The organism is Enterococcus sp. AZ170 (assembly GCF_050545135.1).
Classification (GTDB): Bacteria; Bacillota; Bacilli; order Lactobacillales; family Enterococcaceae; genus Enterococcus_L; species Enterococcus_L ureilyticus.
Genome location: NZ_CP172947.1, coordinates 1,035,981 through 1,049,916 on the forward strand (window position 1 = coordinate 1,035,981; position 13,936 = coordinate 1,049,916).

The 13,936-nt window shown below is 35.9% G+C and carries 16 protein-coding genes and 1 CRISPR repeat array; of the genes, 15 read left to right on the plus strand and 1 reads right to left on the minus strand.

The window, feature by feature from the left end:
- The first annotated feature begins 93 nt into the window (after positions 1-93).
- The 11 genes from IGJ55_RS05045 (at position 94) to IGJ55_RS05095 (ending at position 10,464) form a co-directional block, all read left to right on the plus strand.
- Positions 94-282: a hypothetical protein gene (locus IGJ55_RS05045; RefSeq protein WP_069639578.1), complete on the plus strand. Its 189-nt coding sequence runs from the start codon at positions 94-96 to the stop codon at positions 280-282.
- A gap of 31 nt (positions 283-313) precedes the next feature.
- Positions 314-694 (plus strand): PTS sugar transporter subunit IIB, encoded by a 381-nt coding sequence (locus IGJ55_RS05050; RefSeq protein ID WP_430607561.1) that lies wholly within the window; start codon positions 314-316, stop codon positions 692-694.
- A gap of 24 nt (positions 695-718) precedes the next feature.
- A complete protein-coding gene (locus IGJ55_RS05055) occupies positions 719-1,177 on the plus strand; it encodes a DUF3592 domain-containing protein (protein ID WP_207121421.1) in 459 nt (152 codons plus the stop codon).
- Between the two features lie 112 nt (positions 1,178-1,289).
- Positions 1,290-1,838 (plus strand): hypothetical protein, encoded by a 549-nt coding sequence (locus IGJ55_RS05060; RefSeq protein WP_207121422.1) that lies wholly within the window; start codon positions 1,290-1,292, stop codon positions 1,836-1,838.
- Positions 1,839-2,019: 181 nt separating this feature from the next.
- Positions 2,020-3,018 (plus strand): LacI family DNA-binding transcriptional regulator, encoded by a 999-nt coding sequence (locus IGJ55_RS05065; protein ID WP_430607563.1) that lies wholly within the window; start codon positions 2,020-2,022, stop codon positions 3,016-3,018.
- Positions 3,019-3,080: 62 nt separating this feature from the next.
- A complete protein-coding gene (locus IGJ55_RS05070) occupies positions 3,081-4,772 on the plus strand; it encodes a glycoside hydrolase family 13 protein (RefSeq protein ID WP_430607566.1) in 1,692 nt (563 codons plus the stop codon).
- Positions 4,762-6,198 (plus strand): PTS transporter subunit EIIC, encoded by a 1,437-nt coding sequence (locus IGJ55_RS05075; protein ID WP_430607568.1) that lies wholly within the window; start codon positions 4,762-4,764, stop codon positions 6,196-6,198. The genes IGJ55_RS05070 and IGJ55_RS05075 overlap by 11 nt, the downstream gene beginning before the upstream one ends.
- A gap of 391 nt (positions 6,199-6,589) precedes the next feature.
- Complete coding sequence (locus IGJ55_RS05080) at positions 6,590-7,012, plus strand: cupin domain-containing protein (protein WP_430607571.1); 423 nt, start codon at positions 6,590-6,592, stop codon at positions 7,010-7,012.
- Positions 7,013-7,314: 302 nt separating this feature from the next.
- On the plus strand, positions 7,315-7,923 hold the full coding sequence (locus tag IGJ55_RS05085; protein ID WP_430607574.1) for a hypothetical protein: 609 nt from the start codon (positions 7,315-7,317) through the stop codon (positions 7,921-7,923).
- Positions 7,920-8,246, plus strand: a complete 327-nt coding sequence (locus IGJ55_RS05090) for a hypothetical protein (protein WP_069639570.1) — start codon at positions 7,920-7,922, stop codon at positions 8,244-8,246. The genes IGJ55_RS05085 and IGJ55_RS05090 overlap by 4 nt, the downstream gene beginning before the upstream one ends.
- A 187-nt stretch (positions 8,247-8,433) precedes the next feature.
- Positions 8,434-9,272: a CRISPR direct-repeat array (repeat unit 33 nt; unit sequence GTCTCACTCTGTTTAGAGTGAGTGGATTGAAAT).
- 247 nt (positions 9,273-9,519) lie between these two features.
- Positions 9,520-10,464: a DUF975 family protein gene (locus IGJ55_RS05095; protein WP_430607577.1), complete on the plus strand. Its 945-nt coding sequence runs from the start codon at positions 9,520-9,522 to the stop codon at positions 10,462-10,464.
- A gap of 70 nt (positions 10,465-10,534) precedes the next feature.
- Here the strand turns inward: IGJ55_RS05095 and IGJ55_RS05100 are convergent, their stop codons facing one another.
- The gene (locus IGJ55_RS05100) at positions 10,535-11,233 is read right to left on the minus strand and encodes a TIGR00266 family protein (RefSeq protein WP_069639568.1); all 699 of its coding nucleotides are present in this window, start codon (positions 11,231-11,233) and stop codon (positions 10,535-10,537) included.
- 270 nt (positions 11,234-11,503) lie between these two features.
- Between IGJ55_RS05100 and IGJ55_RS05105 the strand changes: the two genes are divergently transcribed.
- Genes IGJ55_RS05105 through IGJ55_RS05120 form a run of 4 tightly spaced genes read left to right on the plus strand, consistent with a single transcriptional unit; the run spans position 11,504 to position 13,926 of the window.
- Positions 11,504-12,043, plus strand: a complete 540-nt coding sequence (locus tag IGJ55_RS05105) for a molybdenum cofactor guanylyltransferase (RefSeq protein WP_430607580.1) — start codon at positions 11,504-11,506, stop codon at positions 12,041-12,043.
- 17 nt (positions 12,044-12,060) lie between these two features.
- Positions 12,061-12,870, plus strand: coding sequence for a formate/nitrite transporter family protein (locus IGJ55_RS05110; RefSeq protein ID WP_069639566.1), 810 nt, complete (start codon positions 12,061-12,063; stop codon positions 12,868-12,870).
- Positions 12,857-13,450, plus strand: a complete 594-nt coding sequence (locus IGJ55_RS05115) for a hypothetical protein (protein WP_239574231.1) — start codon at positions 12,857-12,859, stop codon at positions 13,448-13,450. Before IGJ55_RS05110 ends, IGJ55_RS05115 begins: the two co-directional genes overlap by 14 nt.
- Complete coding sequence (locus tag IGJ55_RS05120) at positions 13,438-13,926, plus strand: NAD(P)H-dependent oxidoreductase subunit E (protein WP_430607584.1); 489 nt, start codon at positions 13,438-13,440, stop codon at positions 13,924-13,926. Before IGJ55_RS05115 ends, IGJ55_RS05120 begins: the two co-directional genes overlap by 13 nt.
- Positions 13,927-13,936 lie beyond the last annotated feature (10 nt).

Consider the following 13,936-nt stretch of genomic DNA (forward strand, 5'->3'; position numbering starts at 1 on the left):
TATAACGAAAATGACTAATTATGATTCTTTTATTCTCAAAAAACGAGTATAATTACCTTATAGAATAATTAAAAATAGAAAGTAGGCAAAACAATGGATAAGAAAGAAATAAAAGAGACAAGCCAATTTTTAGTAACAGAATATAAAGATAGTCTTATGAATGGATTTAAAGAAACGCCTAGTCAGTTTATGATGCGCATGAATGTAGACTCAAAAGTTGAAGAATCTGTACGACCATTATTAAATCAGGCAGAGCAAGAATTTAAAGAAAACATTAAATAGTAGCATAATACTAGTTTAGGGAGAGGATAATATGCTCGTTTATATTTGTTGTGCAGGCGGTATGACGTCTAGTATGTTTTGCCAAAAAATCGCAAAAGCAGCAGATCCTAAAGCAGTTTATTTTGGGCAACTCCATGATGTGATTGCCGATTTTGAGAATTTATCTACTCTGTACCCCACACTGATTGCGTATGGTGGTGAAGCGGAGATCAATCAACTAACGTTAACACCAATTTTTAAACCGTATGTTAATCGTGTGATGGTTTGTCCGCAAGTTCGGTATAAAATGGCAAGCTTACAAAAACTTCTTTCGCCTTTGGCTATTCCTTGTGTAGATATTGATATGAAAACGTTTGGCAATATGAATGGTGAAAAAGCTTTGCAAGAGATTTTATCATTTAAAAAAGAGTAGAAGTAGATTTGAAAGGAGTTAAATATGAAGGATGTTTTTATTAGTGCGATTCCCGCATTTATCTTTTGGGTTATCGTGTTACTTATTTATCTTAGGATGAAAACGGTAGAAAAGAAAACGACAGAAAGAGTGGTCGGGATCGTACTTAGTAATAGCACGTATAAAATAGAAAGTTCTGATGGAACAAATTATGGTAGAGTGTCATTGGTTGAATATACAATCAATAACAAACAATATAAAAGAGAATTTCAAATCAATCAACTGATCTATTTCCATAAAATACCTATAGGTCAGAGAAAAGGACTGCCCGTTCATTCCAAGGTTGAATTACGCTACAATCCTACTAACGTCAATCAGATATTTTCTACAGTGGATAACCAATTTGGAAAGCGATTTATGATTTTTTTCTTTTCTATATTTGCTGTTTTTTTTACATTATTTTCTATTCTGTTTTTGTTGAAAGAAATGGGTCTCAATTTTTAGGTTTTGATGTTCCTTTATTTAAAATAGGAATGTGTAAGATCTGGTTTAGTACATATAGATGAATAGTTTTTTATCGTATATCTAAAATATTTAGTGTTTGTAAGGAGAAAAAATGGTTCAATTTAAAGGGAATAATCAGTCAAAAGATAAAACGATTCTTAGGGATGTAACATTAAGATATTCTAGCTATTTTTTGCTGCCAACAGTTGTTGGTAGTCTTTCTTTTATAGTAGGTTTTTTCTTAGTAATAGTAGGTATGGGAATTGTAATGGCTCTTTTCAATATCCCAACTAAAAATTTGACGACCGCACAAATTTGGATCGTATCAATCACACTTTGTCTTTTTTTGATAGTTATCTCTCACTATTTACAGAAGTGCTACAATAAACTATTTTATAAAAAAATATCTTTAGTAGAGCTTGGAAAGTATAGGTTTAAGTTAATAATTAATGAAGAGGTATTTGAATATCGAAAAACAGCTATTTTGAAAGTTAGAAAAATTAGGTTTAGTGGAAAAGCAAGAATGGTATCGGAAGCTAAAATCGTCATAAAGATGAACAATCGGACATTTCGATTTTCATCTGATAAACAGTCGAATGAAATAGATTCGCTGAATCAGCATTTATTGCAGTGGAAGTCAGATCGTTCAACTTATCATTAGGGGGGGAATACCAGGGCTAATTTAGTTTTAATCTGTGCTGAAAAGAGCTTCTTAAAAAGGAAAGTGAGAAGCTTTTGGAAGAGGATGTCAATGCTAAAATGAAAGAGAGTTATTTTAGCATTGACAAAAATAAAAAGATACTTTATATTTATGGTATCGATATCATAGAAGGAGACAGCCGATGGCCACAATCAAAGATGTTGCAAAAAAAGCTGGTTTATCCGTTTCCACGGTTTCGCGTTTTTTAAACCATCATCCGTATATTTCAGATGATAAAAAAGAACGAATCCAACAAGCAATGGATGAACTAAACTATGCACCGAGTGCAATTGCCACACAACTTCGCTCAAAAAAATGTACAACGATCGGTGTGTTGATTTCTAGAATCACCAATCCATTTTTTTCTTATTTAGTAGATGCAATCGAAAAACAAGCAAAGGAACATGGATACCAACTGCTGATCATGCAAACTTATGATGATCCAAAAGCAGAGCTGAAAATGCTGGAGTATCTAAAACAGCAAGTTGTCGCAGGTGTGATCATGACATCAATTGAAAGCGATTCACAAGTGATTGAAGACTATTCAAGCTATGGACCAATTGTGCTATGTAATGAAAAACTAGATGGAACAGAAATTCCCAATATTTCTACCAATCAAGAAGCAATCAGTTATGAGGCAACGAATTATCTCATCCAGAAAGGCTATCACAAAATCGCTTATTGTACCGGTGGGAATTTAACCATTGGTGGACATGGGCAACAACGAACCAAAGGCTTTGAACGGGCGCTGTCTGAACATGAGTTATCCATTAAAAATAAGTGGATCTTTAAACAAGTCCATAACATGGAAGATGGTCAAAAAGTAGCGAGAGAAATACTAAGTCTACCTAAAAATGACAGACCGGATGCTGTCTTTAGTGGAAGTGACGAGGTCGCTATTGGGATTATTCAAGAAGTGCTTCAGCAAGGATTACATGTACCAGAAGATTTGGCTGTATTAGGGTTTGATAATCAACCAAGTACAAGTATTATTGCTGTTCCTCTCACAACAATCAATCAGCCAACGACGGCTTTAGGGATCGAAGCTACGAAATTAATAGTTGCGCTGATTGAAGGAACAACGTACAAAGTAAATAAAAAAGAACTTATTTTAACGCTAATTGAGCGTAAATCCACTTAGGTGGATTTATTCTTATGGAAATATGGTATCGATACCACAAAGAGTGAAAGGATGAATAAATAGTGAGTATAGAAAACAAAGACAAAAAATGGTGGGAAAAAGAAGTGATTTATCAGATTTATCCTAAAAGCTTTAAAGATTCAAACAATGATGGAGTGGGGGATATTCAAGGGATTCGAGAAAAGCTGCCTTATTTAAAAGAGTTGGGGATCACTACAATTTGGATTTGTCCGATTTTTACGTCGCCAATGGTAGATAATGGCTATGATATTTCTGATTTTGAAGGGATTAATCCTGAATTTGGGACTATGGCTGACTTTGATCAATTGTTAAAAGATGCGAATAAGTTGGGAATCAAAGTGATTTTAGATTTAGTCATCAATCACACCTCAGATGAACATCCTTGGTTTCAAGCGGCATTAAAAGACAAAGAAAGTCCGTATCGAGAGTATTATATTTTTAAAGAAGGAAAAACTGAACCAAATAACTGGCGTTCGATTTTTGGAGGTTCAGTTTGGGAAAAACTTCCGAATGAAGATACTTATTATTTTCATGCTTTTGACAAAAAACAGCCTGATTTGAACTGGGAAAATCCTAAGCTGCGTCAAGAAATTTATGGAATGATCAATCGTTGGTTAGAAAAAGGAATTGCAGGTTTTCGGATCGATTCGATCACTTTTATCAAGAAAGATCAAGATTTTTCTAGTTTACCTGCGGATGGTGTAGATGGTTTAGCTTCTTGTAAAAGTAAAACAAGAAATCGGCCTGGCATTGAGCGATTTTTAAATGAATTGAAAGAAGAGACTTTTGAGAAATATAACTGTGTAACAGTAGGTGAAGCACCAGGTGTGCCTTACGAGGAATACGGTGATTTTATCGGTGACGGTGGGTATTTTTCAATGATTTTTGATTTTAATTATTCCGATATTGATGTTGAATCTGGCTCTGACTGGTTTAAGCGAACGAATTGGACTACAAAGGAATTCAAAGAAAAGCTAAAACGATCACAAGAAGTGTTGCAAGCCAATGGCTGGGGCGCTAATTTTATTGAAAATCATGATCAACCGCGAGCGGTCTCAAAATTTATCAAGCCTGAGTTTCAGACGAATGAAGCTGCTCAAGCGATCGGTATGCTCTATTTCTTTCTACGTGGAACACCATTTATTTATCAAGCGCAAGAGTTGGGCATACAAAATGCCGAACGTAAAATAATCGATCAATTCAATGACATTTCAAGTATCGATAATTACTATCGCTCGATTCAAGAAGGCTTCACACCGGAAGAAGCGTTGGGATTTGTCAATCAACGAAGTCGTGATAATACACGTACACCTTTTCCTTGGGATGCTAGTCAATATGGTGGATTTTCTGATACGACGCCATGGCTTTCGATGACCGAAGAATATCCAAATCGAAATGCACAGTCTAATCCTGTACTAGCGCATTATAAACAGATGATTGCACTGCGACAACATGGGGCAGTAAGTGATGTTTTAACGAATGGTACAATTGTTTTCTTAGAGAATGTACCAGACAATGTGATTGCATATAAACGGGTATTAAAAGACAGAGTTGTTTATTGTTATACCAATTTGAGTGATACTGAGGAGCTAGTTTCTTTAGACGCTGGCTCAATTGATTTACTTTTAAATTCTCATGATGATTTAGTCAGTGAAACAAATGACGTAAAGCTTCATCCTTATCAAAGTATTTTGTTTAAAAAAATAAATGAGGTGAATGGCAATGGCAATTAACTACAAACAAATTGGAGAAGAAATCATCAGCATTGTTGGGGAAGAGAACATTACAGGAATTACCCATTGTGCAACACGTTTACGTTTAGAAGTGAAGGACCGTTCAGTAATTGATGATAAAAAAATTGAGAAAATTGATCAAGTAAAAGGGGTGTTCTTCAATGCTGGTCAATATCAAATTATTTTAGGTACTGGTATCGTTAATAAAGTGTATGATTCATTAGTTCAAAACAATCATGAATTGTTAGAAAAAGAAACGACCTTAGAAGAGATGAAACAGCCAAGTAATCCAATCAAACATGCGATCCGCACGCTTTCTGATATTTTTGTTCCAATTATTCCAGGCATCGTAGCAACTGGATTATTTTTAGGATTGAAGGGTGTCTTTTTAAATGATAGTGTTCTAGCCTTTTTTGGAACATCAGCAGATAAAATTCCAGAGTTCGCGTTAGTTCTATTAAGTGTGTTGACAGATACTGTTTTTGCCTTTTTGCCGGCATTGATTTGTTGGTCGGCTTTTAAGAAATTCGGGGGAACGCCAATTATAGGTTTTGTGATTGGCTTGATGTTGGTCTCACCAATGTTGCCGAATGCTTATTCCGTGGCAGATCTCAATAGTGGAGTGGAACCGTTGATGGCGTTTGGCTTTATTCCGATCGTGGGGTATCAAGGTAGTGTTTTAACTGCACTAGTCATTGGTCTTTTAGGCGCAAAATTGGAAAAAGTACTGCGGAGAAAAATGCCGAATTCTTTGGATTTAATGTTCACGCCTTTTGTCGTTATTTTAGTAATGATGTTGACCGGGCTATTAGTTTTAGGACCAATTTTGCACGTTGTTGAAAATGGGCTGGTGTACTTGATTACAGGCTTGATTAAATTACCGTTTGGGATCGGTGGTTTGTTGATCGGTTTCTTGTATCCTCTAGCGGTTATGACAGGAATGCACCATCTATTTATTATGATTGAAACAAGTTTACTCGCAACGACTGGCTTTAATCCGCTGATTACATTATGTGCGATGTATGGATTTGCCAATGCGGCGGTCAGTTTTGCTGTGAGTGTGAGAGCCAAAGACAAAAATGTAAAAGTTATCGGAACCAGTGCTGGGGTGACACAACTGTTAGGCGTAAGTGAACCTGCTTTGTTTGGGATCACCATTCGTTATGGGATGAAACCGCTAGGAATTATGCTTGGTTGTTCTGCATTAGGCGGCGCTGTTTTATCTTTACTAAATGTGCAAGCGAATTCATATGGTTTAGCGGTGATTCTGTCTCCATTGATGTATATTTATAGCTCTTATCAATTGGTGACCTACATCATAGTTGGGATTTGTATCTTTATTTTATCTTTTGTACTGACTTATTTGTTCGGTGTGCCAAAAGAAGTGATGATGTCCGATGATGAATATTTAGGAGAACAGCAATGAATCACTAAATGAACAAAGCAATTGAGTGGTAACCAAGGCTTAGGTGTAACTAGTGATTATTGATTAATTTGCATAAGCGTATGAAGCAAAGCTAAATCTTGGTTTTGTTTTATACGTTTTTTTGAGAGGAAGTAAGCGAATTAGTCTGTGTGTTCTTTTGTAGACGAATCTATAAGGTGTATATTTCTTGTTCCATAAGAATATGGTAAGCTTAGATAACTATCTATAAGAGGGGAAATTAAAATAAGAGAAAAAGTCTGCCCTTCTATTTTTTTAAATAGTAATGAAACCTTTTATTTATTTATAAAAGCGGGAATGTTAAAGAAATCTATTCGTCTGAAGATGAAAACGAAAGTATTTGGGATTCAAGCAAATAAGGAGTAGATATCTAATGAGAAAAACAGAGAAAAAGAATCCAACAATAATTGATCAGACAAATGCGGTATCAGTAACAAAAGAAAATGGAACAGACGTGAGCTTTTTTTTATTTGATACTTTTGAAGTTCATACAAATGTCATCCCAGCTGGCTGTGTCCAAGATTGGCATGTTCACAACAAAATCGAAGAAATTATTGTGGTAAATGAAGGGACGCTATTTTTGGAATGGATCGAGTCAGCTATCATAAATAAGACAGTGACAACTGGTGAGATGATTCGGATGAATAATAGCATTCACCGCATCTCAAATACTAGTGATACCGTTGCGAAGTGTACCATTTTTAGATTTGTGTCACCATCAGAAGATCAATCGGAGATTATCAAGACGGACAAGAAAATTTATTCTGAAGAAGAGATAGCAAGTTTAGTACAATAATAAATGATTCATTAGCAGAGGTTGGGACAGGAGTGTTTATTTCTGAAGCCTTCAAATCTTAGTGCTTTAGCACTTAGAATTTGATGTGATTGAAGCAAAGCGTAGTGATTGCTTCTGCTCCCACCGTTTATACGGATTCCTTCAGTCTGGTACATAACTCGTAGAGTTATGTACCAGACTTTTTTTATGCAAAAAAACAGATAGAAAACTAAAAGTATGTAATTATATTCTAAAAGTGTTTAATCTATGCTATTATTAGAGATGTTTAGTAAAAAATAAAGGATAGGAAGGAGCGCCGAAAAATGGAAATGACCGATATGTTTGGTAAACTCAATTTTCATCCAAATGCAAAAAATAAAATAAATCCAACGCAGATTTCAATTGAGAAAAATGTCATTGCGTTAGACGATCGGATGCTTCAGATCAGTAATGTTTCTCAACTATTTGTAGCCGAGCCAAATTTAACAATACCTTGGTTAGCAGCGGTATTATTTATTCTTTCTTCAGGAGGCTTCATGCTGTTTCGCTTTTGGAGTATGGTTGGAATGATTCTTACAGGTTTTTATATTTATTTGGTGATTATGGAAAATTTGAATAAGGGCTATTATATTTATGTGAATCTTAATTCTGGTTTTACCTACTTGATTCATTGTGAAAATAAATCTTTTGCGGAAAAGGTACGGGAAGTGATTGAAGATTGTATCAATGATGACCATCGTAAAGGAAAAGTAGTGATCAATATGAAGCAGGAAAATATCCAAATTGATCGAAACGTGTGGAATGTGGATCAAAGTATTCATGATAGTACTGTTATAGCGGGTGATCAAAATGAAGTGAACAATGGCGTTAACGACCAAAGCAAGAATCACTATACGCCTGAAACAGATAAAAATAATGAGGTGAAAAAATGAATATAAAAGGCAATGATTTTGGTGGAATCAATCATTCGACTGTTGTGATCGGGAACAATAATAAAGTTACTAATGGGAAAAATCAAGAGATTGATTGGGCGCAATTTTCTACAGAAATTAGAACAATGTTGACACAGCTTCCCCAAAATAGTGAAGAATTTCAGGCTAGTTTGAAATTACTGATAGAATCTGAATCAAAAGATCAAGGGAAAGTTGCTACTTTTTTAAAGAAACATGCACCGCAATTTACTTCGGATGTGTTTAGCAATTTAGCAAGCGCAGTTCTTTCCGATACGATCAAGAAATTAATGTTTAATATGTAGTGAATAAAGTTAAGTGCTAAAAAAATGTGGGTGCGAACCCTAAGTGTACATGAAATAGCTGGGGGATCCGCACTGATTTTTACTGAGAAATGACTTGTTTTCAGTGTTTTTCTCATCGTAATCTCATCTTATAAGTTACTTTAGTTGGAAATAGAGTATTTTTTTAGAAAATCACTCTATTTTCACGGTCTCACTCTGTTTAGAGTGAGTGGATTGAAATCCATACCTTTGACCTTTTTAATCACAATAGGCATGTCTCACTCTGTTTAGAGTGAGTGGATTGAAATAAAATAATTATTACTGACAAAAAAGGTAAAGAACGTCTCACTCTGTTTAGAGTGAGTGGATTGAAATAAGGTGAAAGGACTGATAATTTTGAATGAATTTGTCTCACTCTGTTTAGAGTGAGTGGATTGAAATTCTTTACAACCAATCGCAAACACGATATACTTATCGTCTCACTCTGTTTAGAGTGAGTGGATTGAAATCTAGTAGTCTCTGGGTAGATCTTACGAGCTACTGTCTCACTCTGTTTAGAGTGAGTGGATTGAAATTGAGATAGTGGGCTCGATCACTGCGGCAACGTCCTCGTCTCACTCTGTTTAGAGTGAGTGGATTGAAATTGTGTTGTTATATTACGCCCAAAGTGTAACAAACGTCTCACTCTGTTTAGAGTGAGTGGATTGAAATATGCAAGAACGTGCTCATATCTCGGCTGTAATTGTCTCACTCTGTTTAGAGTGAGTGGATTGAAATTTTTGTTTCTGTAGGTGCCGCTGCCGCTGCAGGGTCTCACTCTGTTTAGAGTGAGTGGATTGAAATGTCTCTATGTCTTCAAGCATGCACGTATCGATAAGTCTCACTCTGTTTAGAGTGAGTGGATTGAAATCTAAAGTGATGGGTGCTTTAGGCTTTAGCGCGAAAGTCTCACTCTGTTTAGAGTGAGTGGATTGAAATATTATGATGCTCTATTAGGGGATGGTTGTTTCGATAGTCTCACTCTGTTTAGAGTGAGTGGATTGAAATCAGCTGGCAGATCATTAATTTCATTTGTTTCTTTCGGTCTCACTCTAACAAAAATACACTAAATCCTTAAAACCATCTAATTAAACAGATGGTTTTTCTATTTACGCTCATTATTTCTCAAAAATTTCCGTAAATAGCAAAGGAATTGAGTGGTCGCAACAACATTTTAAGAGGTATAATAAAAAAAGCGATAAAATAGATAGAAACGGCTATAGAAGATTCTAGAGGCGTTAAAAGGAGAGAACATATGATAAGAAATGAACTAAAAAAGAAAGCTCAAACCCATCTACATGGACATTACGGAAACTGGAGTTTGATTGCTATTTTACCTTGTGCAGTATTATTTATCTATTTCTTTTCTATAATTTTCCTGTTTCAATCGTCAGCGCACGTTAGTGATCCGTCAAATGATTATCACTCTTGGCAAGATGAGTATACTGAAAAATCGAACCGCACTTATTCTAACTATGAAAAAGGCTATGATGATGGCTATTCAGACGGCTATGATGATGGATATGATGAAGCTTTTTATCAAGATGATTATTATGAGGAAGACAATTTTACTGAGAAAAATTTACATTCATTAACAAGTCCTGCGTCAGTTTCACGGAAAAATGGTACGCACACCGTGACGTATACTCAGACTACAACGGTAGCAAATGGCTTTTTTGCTTTTCTTGCTTTTTTAATTGGGACAATTTTGTGTCTTGGTACAATAATGTATCGTGGAATGGTGCAATGGGCAGCAGTCGATAATGTGGAAAACCGCAGTTTTAATCTTAAAACAGTTTTTCTAGCATTTATTAGAGAGAATGGTAAACGGACAGTAATAGCCAATCTTTTAGTGACACTCTATACATTTTTATGGTCATTATTATTTGTTATTCCTGGAGTGATCAAGCAATTATCTTATAGTATGACAAATTATCTATTGAAAAAAGATTCTGAACTCTCACCAAAAGAAGCGATGGCGTTAAGCCAAGCGCTCATGCAAGGTTACAAGTTAGAATATCTGATTTTTTCTTACTCATTTATATTGTGGCAGTTTGCAACTTTCTTTAGTTTTGGTTTAGCCGGAATCTATGTTATTCCATATTATGGTGTGTCAGAAATACTATTTTTTGAGCAGATTATTGCAGAAAAGCATCATTTATTTTCGCAAGAGAGAGAAGCTGGATTTGCTGATTTTTAGAAATGATATTCGTTTTGAAACAAAAAATAAGTGTGAAACCCTCGTTTGAGCGTTTCGCACTTATTTATTTTTATGAGCCGCTGCTAACGAAAGGGCTGATCAAGCCAGCTAAGCCTTCAATATTTCTTGTTTGGATCATGATTGTCCCAGTGCCGTGAAATTCATTGACTACACCTTCACCAGTTGTAAAACCAAAGAGACCAGAGGCAATTTTAATGTTGTAATCCAGTGATTCTGACCAAGCAACGACATGCTGATTATCTACAACAAACGGTTTTGTTCCATCCAAATGAAGTTCAACGATATCACCGTAGCTGTTGATCAATAAAGTACCTGAACCAGCCGTTTCCATTACGAACAAACCACCTGTGCCACCAAAGATCGCGCCACTAAGTTTTTGACGTTTCATATTATAAGAAACAGATGCATCACAAGCTAGAAATGCACCAGTATTTAAACGCCAATGCTCTGATCCTACTTGGAGTTCTTTGATTGTGCCAGGAGTTGCTGGTGCTAAAGCAACTTTCGCTGTATCGGTCAAGCCAGAAGCCTTCGTGATAAAAAAACTTTCGCCACTGGACATTGAACGACCTAACGCACGAATAGCGCCACCTATACCAGCTTTGCCATTGCTATTCATTTTGCCTTCAAGATTGATCTCACCATTGTGATAAACCATGGCACCACTTTCTAATTGGATACTTTCACCTGTTTTTAAAGCCACTTCGACTAACGGGAAAACAGTATTTTCTGTCATGTTATAGTCCATTAAACAAACCTCCTTCTGTATTTCATATACTAGTATACCGTATTTGCAGCAGAGTTACTTCTTAATTTGTTTGATTTTTCTAAAAATAAGACCAAATAGCATTAGTTGCTGGGATGAAATTGTAAAATAATAATTGACTTGTCGCAAGGATGTTTTATAATGGAATAAAAGTTATTGCTAAAAAATATTTTTTAGTCATCACATTTTTTTAGTTTTATCTTTTTAGGAGGTGGGACCATCGAACAAACTATAAATTGTACGGCTGTTGTTTTGTGTGGTGGGAAAAGTTCACGAATGGGGTTTGATAAGGCATTGTTGCAGCTTGATGGAGAATTTATGCTACTAAAAACAATAAAGCAGCTCAAAAAGATTTTCTCACATACCATGTTTGTGACAGATAGACGAGCTAAATTTCCAGCAATTTTTTCCCAAGTTTATATGTTAGAAGACCAATATCCAGAAAAAGGACCTTTGGGTGGCCTAGTGACAGCGCTAGAAAATATAGAAACGGATCATTTATTTCTATTAGCATGTGATATTCCGAACTTACACAGCGAGTTGATTTGGAAAATGGCTAAAGATATTCAAGCGTATGATATCGTTATTTGTAAGCAAGATTATCGTTTTGAGCCACTCTATGCTTTTTATCATCGTTCTTGTCAGCCGATTTTTCAACAGCAACTTAAGACAAATGATTGGCGCATTAGAAAAGAATTCAGACAGTTTTCAGTGAAAGTGATGACCTTAGAATCGTCTTTTGAGTTAAAAAATGTTAATACACCAAAAGAATTAATCTTATGGAATCAGTGAGAAGAAAGGAGTTTGAGATGGATTTTGAGAGTAGTCAAGAGGTCGTTGGCAATTTAGGCGATAAAGCGTTAGCAAAAAGTAAGTTACCATTTTTTAGATTAAGCATTTTAGGAATCATGGCAGGTTGTTTTATTGCATTAGGTTATTTAGCTTTTATCAGAATATCGGGAACTGTGCCAAAAAGTTGGGGAGGATTTTCAACTTTTTTAGGCGGCTGTTTATTTCCAATCGGATTGGTAGCGCTTACTTTTGTTGGTGGTGAATTAGCTACAGGAAATATGATGGTTATGACATTGGGGCTTTTACAAAGAAAAATCAGTGGTAAAAGTCTACTTTATAATTGGCTGATTGTTTTGGTCACAAACTGTATCGGTGGCATGCTCGTCGCTTATTTCTTTGGCCATATCGTGGGCTTGACAGAAGGAGCATTTTTAGAAAAGACACTTTCAGTTGCTCAAGCAAAAATGGCAGATCCGCCATTCGTCGCGTTTATCTCTGGGATTGGTTGTAATATTTTTGTCTGTTTAGCTGTGTATTTAGGAGCAATGGGCAAGACGTATCTTGGAAAAATGTTTGGGCTTTGGTTTCCTGTAATGGTTTTTGTTGTTTGCGGTTTCCAGCACGTAGTGGCAAATGCATTTATTATACCAGCTGCAATTTTTTCAACGGTTAGTGGTATTCAATGGTCTGATTATCTAAGCAATACGTTGTTTGTGTTCTTGGGAAATGCAGTTGGTGGTAGTTTATTTTTAGCAGTTCCATTGATGTTTGTAACGACGGAAAAGAAAGAAGTCCATGAGACAGAGGGTGTCTATGAAAAGTATTGAGGTTCTCGATTTGATTCAAATCGGCTCAACTGGACGTAACAGTGGCAAAACGACGCTCGCTAAAAAGTTGATTGCTGAAAATTATCAGCGTTTTTCTATTTATGGATTGAAAATCATCACAATTAGTGGTCGTCGTGGTCAGTGTCAACGAGGAGAAGTAGGGTGTGGAATTTGTACAAGTATTGAGGAAGGTTATGAGTTGATCGAAGAAACAAATAGGATTGGAACAAAGGATACGATGCAGTTATTAAAAGCCGGATGTAAAAAAGTCTACTTATTAAAAGTATTTCATGATCATCTGTTAGAAGGATTTCTCACGTTTTTGCAGGTTGTTCCAAGAGATACAGTGATTGTTTGTGAGTCGAATTCTCTTCGTGAGGTCGTCAAACCAGGTATCTTTGTGATGATGGCAAATCAAAAAAGTATTAAGAAAACAGCAGCGAATGTGATTCAATATGCCGATCTAATTTTAAATACGCCTGAATTACCTGAAACAATTAGGCTTATAAAGGATCAAGAGGGTGTACATTTTTCTAAGAATAGCGTGGAAGATAGGAGAGAAAAAGTATGGGTTCATTGAGTTTGGCAGAAAAAGAAGCAATTATTTTAGCGCATGATGCAGATCCACAGCGCATATTGAATATGCTGATCGCTATTCAATATGCGTCAGAAGAAGGCTATATCGATGAGGAAACAGCAAAATTAGTAGCGGAGCGTCTTCATTTATCGCAAGCGCGTGTGTATGAAATTTTAAGTTTTTACGCTATTTTGAAAACGGAACCACAAGCAAGATATGTACTGAAAATTTGTAATAGCACGCCCTGTCTTTTTACAGGAGGTGCAATGCTAGCAGAAGTGCTAGAAACAATTTTGGAAGTGCCAGCAGACCAAGCGACACCGGACGGTTTGTTTATGTATCACAGTATTCCTTGTATTGGGGCTTGCGACCAAGGTCCTGTCATCAAAATCAAGAACACTGTTTTTGGCGATTTGACAGAGGCAAAGGTGTATCAATTGATCGATGATCTTCGAAACGGATGTTATCAGGAGCTATAGGAGGGAAAAA